The sequence below is a fragment of the Stenotrophomonas sp. GbtcB23 genome (genome assembly GCF_019091045.1).
GTDB classification, from domain to species: Bacteria; Pseudomonadota; Gammaproteobacteria; order Xanthomonadales; family Xanthomonadaceae; genus Stenotrophomonas; species Stenotrophomonas rhizophila_A.
Map to the genome: position 1 here is coordinate 26,003 of NZ_JAGXKC010000033.1, position 16,115 is coordinate 42,117.

Annotated in this window: 15 protein-coding genes; 8 read left to right on the forward strand and 7 right to left on the reverse strand. The window is 66.8% G+C overall.

Annotated features, from left to right (window positions below):
• Positions 1 to 30: 30 nt before the first annotated feature.
• Positions 31 to 654 (reverse strand): SGNH/GDSL hydrolase family protein, encoded by a 624-nt coding sequence (locus tag KVS69_RS13805; protein ID WP_336442586.1) that lies wholly within the window; start codon positions 652 to 654, stop codon positions 31 to 33.
• 1 nt (position 655) lies between these two features.
• The gene (locus KVS69_RS13810; protein ID WP_068853968.1) at positions 656 to 1,930 is read right to left on the reverse strand and encodes a pyridoxal phosphate-dependent aminotransferase; all 1,275 of its coding nucleotides are present in this window, start codon (positions 1,928 to 1,930) and stop codon (positions 656 to 658) included.
• 125 nt (positions 1,931 to 2,055) lie between these two features.
• On the opposite strand from KVS69_RS13810, the gene rsgA reads away from it, so the two are divergent.
• Positions 2,056 to 3,147, forward strand: a complete 1,092-nt coding sequence (gene rsgA, locus KVS69_RS13815) for a ribosome small subunit-dependent GTPase A (protein ID WP_093533584.1) — start codon at positions 2,056 to 2,058, stop codon at positions 3,145 to 3,147.
• Between the two features lie 20 nt (positions 3,148 to 3,167).
• Here rsgA and KVS69_RS13820 read toward each other — a convergent pair whose 3' ends face one another.
• Both KVS69_RS13820 and KVS69_RS21340 read right to left on the reverse strand, forming a co-directional pair.
• Positions 3,168 to 3,650, reverse strand: coding sequence for an RES domain-containing protein (locus tag KVS69_RS13820; RefSeq protein WP_217538565.1), 483 nt, complete (start codon positions 3,648 to 3,650; stop codon positions 3,168 to 3,170).
• Positions 3,647 to 4,111 carry an antitoxin Xre/MbcA/ParS toxin-binding domain-containing protein gene (locus KVS69_RS21340; RefSeq protein ID WP_176472588.1) on the reverse strand — a complete coding sequence of 155 codons (465 nt, stop codon included), beginning with the start codon at positions 4,109 to 4,111 and terminating at the stop codon, positions 3,647 to 3,649. The genes KVS69_RS13820 and KVS69_RS21340 overlap by 4 nt, the downstream gene beginning before the upstream one ends.
• A gap of 235 nt (positions 4,112 to 4,346) precedes the next feature.
• On the opposite strand from KVS69_RS21340, the gene KVS69_RS13830 reads away from it, so the two are divergent.
• Both KVS69_RS13830 and KVS69_RS13835 read left to right on the forward strand, forming a co-directional pair.
• Complete coding sequence (locus KVS69_RS13830) at positions 4,347 to 5,588, forward strand: flavohemoglobin expression-modulating QEGLA motif protein (protein ID WP_217538575.1); 1,242 nt, start codon at positions 4,347 to 4,349, stop codon at positions 5,586 to 5,588.
• Positions 5,589 to 5,730: 142 nt separating this feature from the next.
• Positions 5,731 to 8,025: a TonB-dependent receptor gene (locus KVS69_RS13835; protein WP_217538566.1), complete on the forward strand. Its 2,295-nt coding sequence runs from the start codon at positions 5,731 to 5,733 to the stop codon at positions 8,023 to 8,025.
• A gap of 116 nt (positions 8,026 to 8,141) precedes the next feature.
• Here the strand turns inward: KVS69_RS13835 and phbB are convergent, their stop codons facing one another.
• Genes phbB through KVS69_RS13850 form a run of 3 tightly spaced genes read right to left on the reverse strand, consistent with a single transcriptional unit; the run spans position 8,142 to position 11,434 of the window.
• Positions 8,142 to 8,882, reverse strand: a complete 741-nt coding sequence (gene phbB, locus KVS69_RS13840) for an acetoacetyl-CoA reductase (RefSeq protein ID WP_068853963.1) — start codon at positions 8,880 to 8,882, stop codon at positions 8,142 to 8,144.
• Between the two features lie 16 nt (positions 8,883 to 8,898).
• Complete coding sequence (locus tag KVS69_RS13845) at positions 8,899 to 10,224, reverse strand: CitMHS family transporter (RefSeq protein WP_068854779.1); 1,326 nt, start codon at positions 10,222 to 10,224, stop codon at positions 8,899 to 8,901.
• Between the two features lie 28 nt (positions 10,225 to 10,252).
• Positions 10,253 to 11,434: a porin gene (locus KVS69_RS13850; RefSeq protein ID WP_254622188.1), complete on the reverse strand. Its 1,182-nt coding sequence runs from the start codon at positions 11,432 to 11,434 to the stop codon at positions 10,253 to 10,255.
• A 216-nt stretch (positions 11,435 to 11,650) separates the two neighbouring features.
• Here KVS69_RS13850 and KVS69_RS13855 point away from each other — a divergent pair, with 216 nt between their 5' ends.
• The 5 genes from KVS69_RS13855 to KVS69_RS13875 form a co-directional block, all read left to right on the forward strand.
• Positions 11,651 to 12,340: a response regulator transcription factor gene (locus KVS69_RS13855; RefSeq protein WP_217538567.1), complete on the forward strand. Its 690-nt coding sequence runs from the start codon at positions 11,651 to 11,653 to the stop codon at positions 12,338 to 12,340.
• Complete coding sequence (locus KVS69_RS13860) at positions 12,327 to 13,712, forward strand: sensor histidine kinase (RefSeq protein WP_217538568.1); 1,386 nt, start codon at positions 12,327 to 12,329, stop codon at positions 13,710 to 13,712. The genes KVS69_RS13855 and KVS69_RS13860 overlap by 14 nt, the downstream gene beginning before the upstream one ends.
• On the forward strand, positions 13,712 to 14,749 hold the full coding sequence (locus tag KVS69_RS13865; protein WP_217538578.1) for an ABC transporter substrate-binding protein: 1,038 nt from the start codon (positions 13,712 to 13,714) through the stop codon (positions 14,747 to 14,749). Before KVS69_RS13860 ends, KVS69_RS13865 begins: the two co-directional genes overlap by 1 nt.
• Before the next feature lie 136 nt (positions 14,750 to 14,885).
• Positions 14,886 to 15,539 carry a response regulator transcription factor gene (locus tag KVS69_RS13870; RefSeq protein ID WP_217538569.1) on the forward strand — a complete coding sequence of 218 codons (654 nt, stop codon included), beginning with the start codon at positions 14,886 to 14,888 and terminating at the stop codon, positions 15,537 to 15,539.
• 175 nt (positions 15,540 to 15,714) lie between these two features.
• On the forward strand, positions 15,715 to 16,115 hold a 401-nt coding region (locus KVS69_RS13875), incomplete at its 3' end, for a hypothetical protein (RefSeq protein ID WP_217538571.1).

Sequence of the window (16,115 nt, forward strand, 5' to 3'; positions counted from 1 at the left end):
GTTCCCTGGCCAGTGGTAACGCGTCCGTGCTCAGCGTGCTGCCTCATCATCCAGGTGGGCGCGAACGACCGGGAAGGCCCGGCGCGTCCACTCGGTATACATCGCCGCCGACGGGTGCAGGCCATCGTCGACCAGCATGTCAGGTTGCGCACCGCGTTCGCGGCTGATCGCGGTGATGTCCACGAACGCCACCGCGTGCTCGGCACAGATCGCCTGCGCCGCGGCATTGTAGGCATCCAGCTCGCGTGCGATCTGCGCCGGATCGCGGTTGTTGTCGCGCGCATACGGGGTCACGCCCCAGTCCGGAATGGACAGCACGAACACCCGCCGGCGCTGCTGCCCGGCAAAGCCGAGCGCGCGCTGCAGCAGGGCGGTGAAGCGCGGGCGGTACTCCTCCACGCTGCGGCCGCGGTACTGGTCGTTGACCCCGATCAGCAGGCTCACCAGCCCGAATGGCCCGGTCGGGGCCGCCGCATCGATGCCGGAATCCAGCTCGTCGGTGGTCCAGCCGGTGGTGGCGATGATCTGCGGCTCGGCCACCACGTGGCCGGCTTCCTGCAACGCCGTCGCCAGCTGTACCGGCCAGCGTCCGGCCGGGGCCACGCCTTCACCGATGGTGTAGGAATCGCCCAGGGCCAGGTAGGACAGCGCCACCTCAGGCCACCGCGCTGCGCGGCTTGAGTGGCACCACCTTGGTATTGGCCTCGGCGCGGCGAGCCAGCGCCCGGTCGATGCGTGCGAACACATCGCGCATCACCTCGGCTTCCGGCAGCAGCGTCACCCGGAAATGGTGGCGGTAGGGCACGTTGAAGCTCGAACCCGGCACCACCAGCACGCCTTCCTCGTTCATCAGTTCCAGCGCGAAATCGTGGTCGTCGAAGCTGCGCGCGGCCGCGCCCACCACCGCCGGGAACGCGTACAGCGCGCCGGCCGGGGCCACCAGCGACAGATGCTCGCTGGCGTTGCAGGCCTCGATCACCGCACGGCGGGTTTCATACAGGCGGCCACCGGGGGCGCACAGCGCCGACACCGTGTCCGGCCCGTTCACCGCCGCATCGATGGCGTACTGGCCCGGCACGTTGGCGCACAGGCGCAGCGCGCTGAGCAGGTCCATCGCAGCGCGGAACTCGCCCAGCCGTTCGGCCGCACCGGACAGCATCGCCCAGCCCACGCGCCAACCGCAGGCGCGGTGCACCTTGCTCAGGCCGCTGAAGGTGATGCAGGGGTGCTCGCCGGCCAGCGGGGCCACCGGCTGGAACCGCGCGTCGTCATACAGGATCTGGTCGTAGATCTCATCGACCATCAGCAGCAGGTTGTGCTTCGCGGCGATGGCCACGATGCGCTCCAGCAGCTCGCGCGAATAACTGGCGCCGCTGGGGTTGTTCGGATTGATCAGCACGATGGCGCGGGTGCGCGAGGACACCAGCGTTTCGATTTCCACCGGGTCCGGCTGGAAGCCGTTCTCCGGCGCGCAGCGGTAGTACACCGGGCGGCCGTCGTTGAGGATGGTGGCCGCCGACCACAGCGGGTAGTCGGGCGAGGGCACCAGCACTTCGTCGCCCGGGTTGAGCAGGGCGCGCAGCGACAGGTCGATCAGCTCGCTCACCCCATTGCCGATGAACACCCGGTCCGGGTGCGCATCGGGTGCACCACGGCGGGCGTATGCGGCGGCAATCGCCTCGCGCGCTTCGGGCAGGCCCTGCTGGTGGGTGTACGGATCGGTGCGGCCCATGTCGTCGGCAATGGCACGCTGGAGGTGTTCCGGCGCGCGGAACCCGAAGTTGCCGGGGTTGCCGATGTTCAGCTTGATCAGCTTGCGGCCCTGCGCCTCCAGCTCACGCGCTCGCCGCGCCAGTTCGCCCCGGATCTCGTAGCGGACTTCGGACAGGCGCTCGCGGGTGGCAAGCGGCTTCAGCGGGGGCGTGGACATGACTGGGCCGTGGTTCGGGCATGGAAATCGCATACTAGCGGAAATGCTGCGTTGCAGGGCAAGGGCTCCGGGGCAAATTCCCAGTATTGGCGGGCAGTTGCCGCCGATGCCTCTAGAATGGGCGCATGAGCGAACCGATCGACTACCGCGCCCTGCAGACCATGGGCTGGCCCTGGGCAGGCGCCCCCGAACTGCCTGCCTGGCAGGCCCTGTTCGAGCAGTTCCCCCAGGCCCGCCCGGGCCGGGTGGTGGAACAGCACCGTACCGGCTATGTAGTAGCCGATGCCCCGGGCGCGGCGATCAAGACCGAATCGCCCGCCGAATGGCAACGTCCGCGTTTCCCCAGCCACGAACGCGCGGCGGTGGGGGACTGGGTGCTGCTGGACGGCATCCTGATCGTGGCCCTGCTGCCCCGGCGCACCGCGATCAAGCGTGGCGCGGCCGGCGAGCACTACCACCAGCAGGTGATCGCGGCCAACATCGATACCGTGTTCATCGTCTGCGGGCTGGATGCGGACTTCAACCCGCGCCGGATCGAGCGTTACCTGATGCTGGTGGGCGGTGGCGGCGCGCAGCCGGTGGTGGTGCTGACCAAGGCCGACCAGACCGAATACAGCGAAGATGCACTGGCCGTGCTGGAAGAACTGGCCGCGCAGGACATCCCGCTGCTGGCCATCAACGGCCGCGACCCGGCCAGCGCGAGCGCACTGCTGCCGTGGCTCGGCGCCGGGCAGACCGTGGTGCTGGTCGGTTCCTCCGGTGCCGGCAAATCGACCCTGACCAACACGCTGCTCGGCTATGAGCTGATGAAGACCGCCGAAGTGCGGGGCAACGATTCCAAGGGTCGCCACACCACCACCCACCGCGCGCTGATTCCGATGCCGTCGGGCGCCTGCCTGATCGACACCCCCGGCATGCGTGAGCTCAAGCCCACCGGCGAAGAAGCGCTGGGCGAAGTGGGGTTCGCCGACGTGGAAGCGCTGGCCGCCCAGTGCCGCTTCCGCGATTGCGCCCACCAGCGTGAGCCGGGGTGCGCGGTGCGCGCGGCGATCGACTCCGGTGAGCTGGATGAAGAGCGGCTGCTCAACTACTTCAAGCTGAAGGACGAAGTGGCGGCCGCGGCCGCCAAGCTGGCGGTGCGCCAGGCCCAGCAGGCACTGGAGCGCAAGCATGTGAGCAAGGGTGCGCAGTGGCGCCCGCCAGGCAAAAAACGCTGAGGCGCATCTGCGTGCCTCGATTACCGGCCTCTGCTCCGGAACAGCAGGTTGTACTGAAGTCGGCGCGTGGCCCGCGCGGTCATGCGCTGGGCATCGGGATGTTGGGCATTGATGAGAACAATGGTCTCTTCCGGAGCAATCACCGACGGTAGTTCGATGATCGCGTGAGCGCCCTCGCTGTACCACGCAGATCCCGTGTTCACCGAGATCATGCCGTGTGGAATGGCGTCCCAACCTGTCGGCAGCGTGGCAGCGGAAGTAACACGTCGCGCCGCCCAGACATCATCCGGTACGTCGATCTCGATGACGTACTTGTTCAGCGGCAGGCCGTTGTCATCGATGTGCGCGGCGGTCTCCAGGACCGCCATGGCGAGACTGGGGGCCGCATACACCACCTTCTCGCCCGGCCGGTTCCAGCGGCCCGGAGAACAGGCGGCGCCGGTGCCGCTGATGTCGTCGGGCGCCCACGCAGGCCCTGTCGAGCCAATGCGGGCCAGCTTCATTGATAGGCGCCGCTCTGGATGGCCCCCAGCACCCGCATCACCGACGCACGGCCGGTGGGCGTATCCATCACGTCGGCCGGCGCCAGGCCACCCAGCGCAGGTTGCGGCCGCTGGATCCACTCGCCCACCCATTTTTCGACGTCGAAGCCACGCGCCTGTTCGTTGTCGCGTTCGGCCGCGAGCATGTCTTCCACGCGGTTGATCAATTCCATCAACCCCACGACAGACTGCCCGGTGGTGCCGGCGAACAGGGACTTGTCCCGCATCTTCTTGGTAAAGGTGGCTTTGGGAATGCGCACGAAGGTCTGGAATTCGGTACTGCTGTCGAATATCTCATCGATCAGGCCCTTCACCACCTGGTAGGGCACGCCTTCGCGTTCGATCTGCACGCGCTCGGCAAGTGGTGCGGTGCGCAGCAGGGCCCGGAACGAATCCAACTTCACCGGCAGTTTGAATTTCACGGTTGTCGCATCGCGCACAACCTGCGCAGAACGGGGTTCTTTCAGGGGTCCGATGGCGTACGACTCAACCTTGGCCGACGCGGGGGCACGCTTGCTGGCGGCAGACATCGTCATCTCCTCTGGCTACCAATAGTCCAACTATAGGCCAAGAGTGCTCCATCCGCACCTGGCCGCCCATCCCCCTTTTGACCCTGCTAATGTCCGCTTCATGAGCATCGCTCCTCACCGCCCGCCGATGACCGTGGACCGGGATGTGGCCCACCACACCGAGCTGGACGCCCGCCTGGTGGAGGCCGTGGGGGGCCTGCGGCTGCTGGGCCTGACCAGCTGGCCGGCCGCCCTGCAGGCCCCGTTCCTGGCCAGCGTGGCGCGTGGCCAGCCGGTGCTGCCGGTGCTGGACTACCCGAAGCTCGATTTCGCCCGCACCCGCCGCGAACTGGCCGCGATCAGCGCCCAGTGCGATGTGGACCACCCCATCGGCCTGTACATCCGCCGCTCCGCCCACAGCTGGGACCTGGCCGCCGGCCTGCTCGAATCGCTTGGCACCGCTGCCGTGGACCGTTACTCGGTGGAGCTGTTCGGCTCGCCCGATCAGCCGCTGCCGGGCAACGGCCCCAGCACCCGCGAAGCGGCCCGCCACTTCATCCAGATCGCGCAGGAACTGGACCACGAGCTGCTTGCCCCGGAAGAGCAGGTGCCGGTCTCGGCCACCGCATTGCAGCTGCAGCTGCAGAGCGACCTGGATGCGTTCTTTGAATCGCGCATCATCAGCGTGCAGCTGGACCCGGAGCTGATCTCCAAGGCCGCAGCCGGCCCCACCCGAATCCGCCTGCGTACCAGTGCGCGCTTCAGTGCCTACGACCGCGCGCAGCTGTTCCACCATGAAGCGCTGGTGCACTCGCTCACCGCGCTCAACGGGCGCGAACAGCCGCACTTGCCCAGCCTGGCCTTGTCCTCGCCCCGGGTGACCGCCACCCAGGAAGGCTTGGCCACGTTCGCCGAACAGATCACCGGCAGCATCGACATCGAGCGGCTCAAGCGCATCAGCCTGCGCACCGAAGCGATCGCGATGGCACGCGAAGGCGCGGATTTCATCCAGGTATTCCGCTACTTCTGCGACGCCGGGCAGAACAACGAAGAAAGCTTCGCCTCGGCCCAGCGCGTGTTCCGCGGCGTGCCCGCCACCGGCGGCGCGGCCTTCACCAAGGACACCGTGTACCTGCGTGGGCTGGTGTCGGTGCACACCTTCTTCCGCCACATGCTGGCCGAAGACCGCCTGCAGAACTGCCGGTGGTTGTTTGCCGGCAAGATGTCACTGACCGACGCGGTGGATTTCGCGCCGCTGTTCGAAGAAGGCATCCTGCGCCCCCCGCGCTGGTTGCCGCATTGGGTCAGCCGCGCCAACGGGCTGGCCGGCATGCTGGCGTTTTCGCTGTTCGCCAACCGCATTCGCATGGATCAGCTGGCGGCCGAGTAACCGCCATTGGACCAACGCATTCCATGCACCCGGTCGCACTTTGCGACGCGTTCGCCGACCCGTAAGAATCCTTTCATCTTCCGTCCCCATGATGGCCGCGCACCTGCATAACGCAGGCACCTCCATCATGTAACGGACCCTCATGCTCAACCGACCCCTGACGATCGCCGTGGCGATCGCGCTGTGCGCTGCCAATGTGCACGCCGCCGACGTGGACAGTTCCCTCGACGCCAGCGGCGCGCCCAGCGCCCGCACCCTGGACGCCGTATCGGTGATCGGCCAAGGCGAAACCCGCCAGGTGCAGCGCATTACGGCCGTGGACAAGCAGGTGCTGCCGCCCGGCACCAGCGCGCAGAAGATCCTCGACCGCCTGCCCGGCGTGTCGGTACAGTCCAACGATGCCTTCGGCGCCAACGAGGAATCGCAGACCATCAGCCTGCGCGGCTTCGACAAGAGCCGCCTGGGCTATACGCTCGATGGCATTCCGCTGGGCGACAACAGCTACGGCAACTACAACGGGTTGAGCATTGCGCGTGCACTGATCGCCGAGAACCTGGCCGGCGCCGAACTGTCGCAGGGCATCGGCTCGCTCGGTGTGGCCTCCACCAGCAACCTCGGCGGCACCATCCAGTACTTCTCACAAGATCCGTCCACGGAGTTCGGCGGGCGTGCCAGCGTCACCGTCGGCGACGACAACCAGCGGCGTGGCTTCCTGCGCGTGGATACCGGCGACCTCAACGGCTTCTCGGCGTATGTTTCCGGTGTGCACCAGGACGCGGACATGTGGGCCGAACCGAACCAGAACCAGACCACCCGGCAGTTCAACGCCAAGGCCGTATGGAACGTGGGTGACCACCGCTTCGGCGCATTCGCCGCCACCTCGCGCGTGAGCCAGGCCAACTACGCCTATCTGTCCAAGAGCATGCTTGAGCGCGGCCTGGGCTGGGACTGGAACATCTACGCACCGGACTGGGATCGCGCCCTGGCCGCGGCCTACTGCGCGCCGGCCACCTACAACGCGCAGCGCTGCGCCTTCAGCGGTGGCGTCAACAGCATCGACGATGCGTACTACCAGAGCCGCGCGCTGCGCGATGACAACCTGTACTCGCTGGATGCCGATCTGGCACTGGGCGACAGCGCCCGCCTGAAGCTGCTGGCCTACCACCACGAGAACCGCGGCCAGGGCCACTGGTGGGCACCGGGGCAGGCGTCCAATCCAGGTACGCCGCAGGCGCTGCCGATCTCCATCCGCAGCACCAACTACACCATCAACCGGCAGGGCATCACCGCTGCGCTGAGCTGGCAGCTGGGCCTGCACGAGCTGGAAGCCGGGCTGTGGTACGAGCGCAACGACCACAATGTCGAGCGCAACTTCTACTACATCACCGGGCCGTTCCTCGATGATGGGTACCTCAATTACCCGAACCGTCGCCTCTTCGATCAGGACTACGACATCCGCACCCGCCAGTTCTACGTGCAGGACCGCATGCGTTTCCTCGACGACAGGCTGACCGTGGACGTGGGCATCAAGAGCCCGAACACGCGCATGACCGCCGTATCCAAGCCGGGTACCGAGGCCAGCTATGCCTCCGGCACGCTGACCGCGAAGGAATCGGTGCTGCCGCAGGCCGGTGTCGGCTTCAAGCTCAACGCGAACAACGAGCTGTTCGCCTCCTACGCGGAGAATATCGCCGCGTTCGTCGGCGGTGGCAGCGGTGGCCCGCTGCAGGTGTCGCCGGAATCGTTCGCGGCCAGCGTGGACGATCTGGAGCCGGAGAAGTCGCGTTCCTTCGAAGCGGGCTTCCGTACCTTCGGCGAGAAGTACCAGGCCTCGATCGCGGCCTACCACGTGATGTTCGACAACCGCCTGCTGTCGCTCAATCCCTGCACCAGCATTGAAGTGGGCACGCGGCCGGAGTGCATCACCCGCTTCATCAACGTCGGCTCGGTGAAGAGCCAGGGCGCGGAGCTGACCTTCATCCTCAAGCCGGTGGATGGCCTGCAGTGGTACAACGCGGTGTCGTGGAACAAGAGCACCTACGAGGATGATTACACCTCGGGCGGCGCGGTGGTGCCGGTGGCCGGCAAGATCACCGTGGATACACCGCAACGGATGGCCTCCAGCGAGATCAGCTGGAACCGGGATGGCTTCTTTGCCAGCCTGCGTGCCAAGTACACCGGCAAGCGGTATTACACCTACACGAACGATCAGTCGGTGCCGGGCGTGACCACCTTCGATGCGGGCATGGGGTATTCGTTCGGGCCGGGCCTGGGCCTGCGCGACGTCAAGGTCTCGCTCAACGCCACCAACCTGACCAACAAGCGGTACGCGGGTCAGCTGAGCTCATTCGCTCCGACCGACCCGACCGGCACGCGCTACGCGATCCATGCGAGCGCGCCACGGCAGTTGTTCATGACCGTAAGCGCGGAATTCTGACGGTGGGTCGCCGCCCGACCAACGGTCGGGCGCTACCGTCGAGGGCGAAATCGATCCAGGATGCAGGGTAGGTGCCGACCGTTGGTCGGCACATTGCCCATCATCCCGGCACTGCATCAGAACATATGCAACCCGCCGTTCACGGCGTAATCGGCACCGGTGACATACGCCGCATCATCCGACGCCAGCCATGCGCACAGGCTGGCCACCTCTTCGGGCTTGCCCAGGCGGCGGATCGGCACAGACCCGGCCAAGCGATCCAGCACATCCGGCGGAAAGCTGCTGATCGACTGGCTGGCGATGTAGCCCGGCGAAATGGTGTTGACCGTCACCCCGCGCGTGGCCACTTCATTGGCCAGCGCCCGGCTGAAACCGTGCATCGCCGCCTTGGCGGTGGCGAAGTTGACCTGGCCGATCTGGCCCTTGTGCGCGCTGACCGAGCCGATGTTGATGATCCGGCCCCAGCCGCGGCCGGCCATGCCGTCGATCACCTGCTTGGTGATGTTGAACAGCGCATGCAGGTTCGAGCCCATCACCGCGTTCCAGTCGTCCTGGGTCATCTGCCGGAACAGCACATCGCGGCTGCCGCCGGCGTTGTTGACCAGTACGTCGATCTCGCCCACTTCGGCCTTGACCTTGGTGAAGGCCGCCACCGTGGATTGCCAGTCCGCCGCATTGCCTTCAGAGGCGATGAAATCAAAGCCCAGCTCACGCTGTTCGCGCAGCCAGCCGGCCTTGCGCGGTGAATTGGGCGCACAGCCGGCTACCACCGTGTGCCCGGTGCGAGCCAGCTTCTGGCAGATGGCGGTGCCCACGCTGCCCATGCCGCTGGTGACGTATGCGATACGAAGGGTCATCTCGGAATCTCCCGGGTCAAGCGGCAAGGGGATACAGCGCGAACAGCAGGCTGCCGGCCATCAGCACCAGCGACACCATCACCGCCCACTTCAGGGTGAACTTCTGGTGGTCGGCAAATTCCACCTTGGCCAGGCCCACCAGCAGGTAGGTCGACGGCACCAGCGGGCTGAGCAGGTGCACCGGCTGGCCGGCCAGCGAGGCGCGTGCCATTTCGACCGGGGTGATGCCGTAGTTGCCGGCCGCCTCGGACAGGATCGGCAGCACGCCGAAGTAGAAGGCGTCGTTGGACATGAAGAACGTGAACGGCATCGAGGCCAGCGCGGTGATCACCGCCAGGTAAGGGCCCCAGGCATCGGGAATGATGGCCAGGAAGCTGTGCGACATCGCCTCCACCATGCCGGTGTTGTTGAGGATGCCGGTGAAGATGCCCGCCGCGAAGATCAGCGACACCACCGACAGCACGTTGCCGGCATGGTTCACCACACGGCGGCGCTGCTCGGCCAGGTTCGGGTAGTTGATGACCAGCGCGATCGCAAAGCCGACCATGAACAGCACCGGCATCGGCAGCACGCCCATCACCAGCGCCGTCATCAGCGCCAGGGTCAGGCCCAGGTTCACCCACAGCAGCTTCGGCCGCTTGGTGTCTTCGGCATCTTCCACGGTAGGCAGCGCGCCGTCATCGGAAACGCTGGCATCCATCCAGCTGCCCCCCTTGGGCAGCGTCACCACGCCCAACCGGCGGCGCTCCTTCAGGCCCAGGTACCAGGCCAGCAGCAGCACCGAAATGCAGGCCAGCACCATCGCCGGGATCAGCGGAATGAACACATCGGCCGGGTCCACGTGCAGCGCCGTGGCCGCGCGCGCGGTCGGCCCGCCCCACGGGGTGAGGTTCATCACGCCACCCGCCAGGATGGTCACGCAGGTCATGTTCAACGCGCTCATGCCCAGTCGCTGGTACAGCGGCAGCATCGCCGACACAGTGATCATGTACGTGGTCGAGCCATCGCCATCCAGCGAGATCAGCATCGCCAATGCGGCCGTGCCCAGCACGATCTTCATCGGGTCGCCCTTGACCAGGCGCAGGATGATCCGCACCAGCGGGTCGAACAGGCCCGCATCGATCATCACCCCGAAGTACAGGATGGCGAACATCAACATCACGCCGGTGGGCGCGATCTTCTTGATGCCATCCAGCATCATCTGGTCGATATCCGCACCGAAGCCGCCCATCAGCGCGAACACGATGGGAATGGTGATCAGCGCGACCAGGGGCGACAGTCGTTTGCTCATGATCAAGTACATGAACGTAATGACCATGCCAAAACCGAGGATGCTCAGCATCATCTGCGGGTTTCCTTGCAAGGGGGAGTTAGAAATCGAACTGCAGGCGGCCGGTGACCGCGCGGGTGTGGTCCACGGTGGCCGCGGCGAGGTAATCGCGGTTGCGGCTGTCGATCAGGTTCAGCATGAAGCGCAGGTTCGGGCGCAGGTACCAGTTGCCGCCCAGGGTCCAGGCGTCGGTACGCGCATCGATCAGGTCCGGCTGGCCGGTCAGGTGCTGCTCACCGCGCATCTGGTCGTAACGCAGCGCCAGCTCGAACGCACCGGCCTTGTGGCGGATGTCCTTGATGCGCGCGAAGCGCCCGGTCTTGCGGTCGTAGCCGCGCGATTCGCCGGTGACGAACCAGCTCAGCATCCCGTAGCCCGCCAGCACCGTGCCGCGCTGGCTGCCGTCATCGAAGGTGGCACCGCTGAACTCGCCCTGCCACGACAGCGGGCCGCGCACCTGCGCGTATTCCAGCGACCACTTGTTGACGTCGGTATCGCGCCCGGAAGCGAAATCGATCAGGGTCAGCCGGCTGTTGTCGGACAGGTGCCCAGCCGGGCGCGGGCGGATGCGCAGCGCCGGCACGCCGTTGGCGCCCGGGGTGTCGTAGCGCTCATGCGCCAGCGACAGCCCCAGGTGCAGCACGTCGCCGGCAGTGGCGCCCGGCGCCCAGGTGGCGCGGCCGCCGGCTGCACGGCCCTTCACCTGCCACGCATCGATGCTCTCCAGGCTGTAGGCACTGGCCGCCCAGGTCATGTCGTTTTTGGCGGCCTGCCACGACGCGCCCAGCCGGTACAGCGGCGCCAGCGTGGTGCCCGCGTTGCCGCGCTCCAGGAAGCTGCCGTAGTTGGAGCCGGTGCGGTCATCGAGCGAGAAGAACTGCTTGAACTGGCCCACGCTGAGCTTGCCGCCGCTGAAATCACGGCTGACGTAGACATCCTTGGCTTCCACCTGGTCGCCGGAGAAGTCCGCTTCCAGCTTGTAATCCACCACGAAGAACCTGCCGGACATGTCCAGCCAGGCACGGCGGATCTCGGTGTCGTCCTTGTTCGGGGTGCCGCGCGCATCGTTGTTGAAGTCGGCGAAATCCAGGTGCAGGCGGCCGCCGAAGGTGGCGGTGACCGGTCGGTCCGCATCGACCTCATCGGCGGCCCAGAGCGGGGCGATGGGCAACAGCAGGGCGCAGGCGGCCAGCCCGCGGCAACGCAGGAGATTGAAGTGCATGAACCCTCCCAGGTACATGGCGGTGGGCGGGCAGGGCGTGTGGACCATGCCAACCCGCAGGTTGTCGGGACGCGTCCGCACGGGGGTGCCTGGCGATGGCGCAGCCTAGTGTGGGGAAGCTGTCATCCACCTGTCGGCGCCTGCTGCAGCGCAGCGCAACCCACGGCACACCCCGCTCGCGCTAGGATTCCCGCACCCCCGCCTGTTTCTCCCTCGATGCGCATCCTGCTGGTAGAAGACAACCCGGACCTGGCCGACGCCATCGTCCGCCGCATGCGCCGCAGTGGCCACGCGGTGGATTGGCAGAACGACGGCCTGGCCGCCGCCAGCGTGCTGCGCTACCAGAGCTTCGACCTGGTGGTGCTGGATATCGGCCTGCCCAAGCTCGATGGCCTGCGCGTGCTGGCGGGCATGCGCGAGCGTGGCGATGCCACCCCGGTGCTGATGCTCACTGCACGCGATGGCATCGAAGACCGCGTGCAGGCGCTGGACGTGGGCGCGGACGATTACCTGGGCAAGCCGTTCGACTTCCGCGAATTCGAAGCGCGCTGCCGCGTGCTGCTGCGGCGCACGCGCGGGCAGGCCAGCGAAGTGGTGCAGATTGGCGCCTTCCAGTTCGACAACGCCTCGCACCGGGTCAGCCTGGATGGCCAGCCGATTGAACTGCCCAACCGCGAGTACCGCCTGCTGGAAATCCTGATGGGCCGGCTGGGCCACGTGGTCGGCAAGGACGAGATCGGCAACGGCCTGTTCGGCTTCGACGACGAAGCCGGCCCGAATGCCATCGAACTGTATGTGGGCCGCCTGCGGAAGAAGCTGGCCGATGCGCCGCTGCGCATCGTCACCGTGCGTGGCAGTGGTTACCTGCTCGAAGCCATCGACGGCACGCCCGATGCCGAAGGCTGAAACCCGCGCGCCCAGCTCGCTGCGGCGCACGCTCACCCTGTACCTGGGCGTGCTGCTGGCGGTGTTCGCCGTGGCGTTGCTGTTTGCCGCGCGCGATTACGGCCAGCGTGCCGCCAACCGCTCCTACGACCACCTGCTGGTGTCATCCGCGCTGTCCATCATCGATTCGGTGGCGCTGGTGGATGCGCAGTGGCAGGTGGACCTGCCGTATGCCTCGCTGGACCTGTTGTCGATGGCGCCGGATGACCGCGTGTTCTACCGCGTGTTCGACGGCCAGAACCGCACCGTGACTGGTTACGCCGATCTCCCTCTGCCGCCACGCACGCCTTCCGACGAACCGCAGTTGTTTGATGCCCGGTACAGCGGTGAAACCGTTCGCTTCGTGGTGGTGTCGCGCCGCGTCTCTTCGCCGTCGGCGCAGGCCGAAGTGCGTGTACAGGTCGGCCAGACGCGACGCGCGCGCGAAGCGGTAGCGCAGGACATCGTCAACCGCGCGTTGCTCGCCATCGGCGTGCTTTCGCTGCTGTCGCTGGCGCTGGTTGCGTTCGGCGTGCACCGCGCCTTCCGCCCGCTGGTGAAGGTGGAGCGCGAACTGTCGCGGCGTGAGCCGTCCGACCTGAGCCCGCTGGATGCGCGCGTGCCGCGCGAGATGGACCAGATGGTGGCCGCGCTGAACCGCTTCATGGCGCGCCTGTCCAGCAGCAATGAAACTCTGCGCGCCTTCATGGCCGAGGCCGCCCACCAGATGCGCACCCCGCTGGCCGCCCTGCGTGCGCAGGCACAACTGGCGCTGGACGACGACGACCCCGAAGACATGCGCCGCAGCCTGGCCGCCATCGACCGCAACGCTACCCACATGAGCCGCCTGCTCAACCAGCTGCTCAGCGATGCGAGCGTGATCCACCGGTCCAACCTGCAGCGCTTCGCCCCGGTGGACATGGTGGAAACCGTGCACCAGGCGCTGCACGAAGCGCTGCCGCAGGCCTTGCCTGCTCCACGCGTGCAGCTGGCCGTGGGCGTGGCGTCTTCGCGCGTTCAGGGCGACGCACTGCTGCTGCGCGAAGCAATCAAGAACCTCATCGACAACGCCCTCAAGTACGGCGGCGACGGCCCGTTGCAGGTCGCGCTCACCGAAGAGGGTAACTACTGCGTGGTCACCATCGCCGACCATGGCCCGGGCATTCCGCCGGGCGATGCCGAGCGCGTGTTCGAGCGCTTCGCCCGTGGCGAAGATGCCGCACCGGGCGGGGCAGGGCTGGGCCTGGCCATCGTCAAGCGCGTGGTGGACAGCCACGGCGGCCAGATCGACCTGAGCAACCGGCCCAGCGGCGGGCTGGTGGCCACCATACGTCTGCCGAGGCTGCACGCATGATGCGCGCCGTGTTCCTGTTGTTGCTGCTGGTGGCAGGGCCGGCGTTCGCCGCCCCCGGCGATGTGCAGCGCTTCCCGGCCAAGGGCACCGCCACGGCCGAGCTGCGCATCCACGGCTCCACCGATATCGAAGTGTTCGCCACCGTCATCACCGATTACCAGCGCCTGCACCCGGGCACCGAGATCGTCTACGAGGACGTGATCACCCAGGACATGTACGCCCAGTACCTGCGCCAGCGCCACAGCCCCACCGGCCCGGACATGCTGATCAGCAGCGGCATGGACCTGCAGGCCAAGCTGGTCAACGACGGCCACGCCTTGCCACACCGCTCGCCGCAGACCGACGCACTGCCCGCGTGGGCGCAATGGCGGCATGAAGCATTCGGTATCAGCTACGAACCGGTGGCGATGGTCTACAACACCCGTACCCTGCCAGCGGCCCGCGTCCCGAAAACCCGCCGCCAGCTGCTCGAACTGCTGCGCGCCCCGGACGCCCCGCTGGCCGGAAAGGTTGGCACCTACGACGTGGAACGCAGCAGCGTCGGCTACCTGCTGGCCACCCAGGACGGCCAGCGCGGCAGCATGGCCGGCGCACTGCTCGGCGCGCTGGGCGACAACCAGGTACAGCTCGAAGAGCGCACCGGCGTACTGCTGGACCGCGTAAGCAGCGGCCAGCTCTCGCTGGTCTACAACGTACTCGGCTCCTACGCCCAGGCCCGCATCGACGCCGGCGCTCCGCTGGGCATCGTCGAGCCCGAGGACTACACCCTCGTCGTCCTGCGCACCGCCGTCATCCCGCGCACGGCCCAGAACGCAGCAGAAGCCCGCCGCTTCCTCGACTACCTGCTATCCCCCCGCGGCCAGCAGGTGCTCTCCCGCGAAGCGCGCCTGATGTCGATCGTCCCCACCCAACGCGGCCGCGCCCCCGGCCGCAGCTACCGCCCGATCCTGCTGGGCCCGGGCCTGCTGGTCTACCTGGATGCCCTGAAACGCCGCCAGTTCCTCGACGCCTGGAAGGGCAGTACCCAGCCGCGCTGAACGGAACCACGTGGGGTGCACGGGTTGCGCTCCTTTCCGCGCGGACACGCATGGCGTGCCCCTACCGCTGGGTGGCAACCCCACCCATGCGTGTCCGCTCTTCGCGGGATCCAAGATTCCCCCCTACAATCCCCCCATGAGCGAAACCACCATCCTCGTAGCCGACGACCACCCTCTACTCCGCGCCGCCGTCGTCCACTCCCTGCGCCAGGCTCTTCCGGCCGTGCAGGTCATCGAGGTTGCAAGCGCCCAAGCCCTCGAGGCCGCCCTCAACCAGTACCCGGAAATCGAACTGGTCCTCTTGGACCTGACGATGCCCGGCGCCCGAGGCTTCTCCTCACTCCTGCACGTACGCGGCTCCCACCCGGACATCCCGGTGGTCATCGTCTCCTCCAACGACCACCCACGCGTCATCCGTCGCGCCCAGCAGTTCGGCGCGGCCGGCTTCATCCCCAAATCCGCCCCGGCCGAAACCATCGGCCAGGCCGTAGCGGCAGTACTCGACGGCGGCCTCTGGTTCCCGGCGATGGCAGCAGAGCGCAGTGAATCCGACGCCTTGCTCGCAGCCCGCCTGGCCCAGCTGACCCCCCAGCAATTCCGCGTGCTCCTGTGCCTCGCCGATGGCCTGCTCAACAAGCAGATCGCCTACGAACTGGGGCTTGCTGAGAACACCGTAAAAGTCCACGTAACCGCCATCCTGAAAAAGCTCGAGTGTGTCAGCCGCACCCAGGCAGCGGTACTGGTAAAGGCCCTTGAACCAGAAGGCGACGCAGGCGCAGACCTCACCTAGGCCCGGCGTGTGTGGCAACGCGGTGCAAACCAAGCGTTGCCCCAACCGGTAGGGTCGCATCCCAATCGACCGCCGATACGGCCCATCATCGCGATAACGGCATGACCCAAACCGAAGACGCGCTCTTACCTCAGGTCGCGCGAACCCGGTAACGATCTCAAGGACGAGCCAAACCATGCCACCGACGGGCGAGCAGATCTTCGCAAAATGCCTGAAAGCAGTGCTCCTGATGGGAACGGGCTACTTCCTGTTCGCACTAGGCAGCTTGATGGTCACGATGTCATGCACATCAACCGGCCCCTCAGGCGCCTTCATGTGGTCATGGCTGCTCTCGCTGCCGTTCGTAGGTTTGTACTCAAGGGTCGACCTCCTGTCGAAGGGGCTCTTCAAGGCCAACGTAACCTACGTGCGCATAGCCGCTGCATGTCTGCTATCAATCGAAGTGGCAGTCGCCGCGCATCTGGGTGCCCTACTCTCATCCTGCAAGGGCATGAACGAAGGAGCGATAGTTCCCCCGGCCGCTTTCCTGATGCTTTACACGGCGATAGCGCTTTCACTGCTGTTCGGAGATGGCTG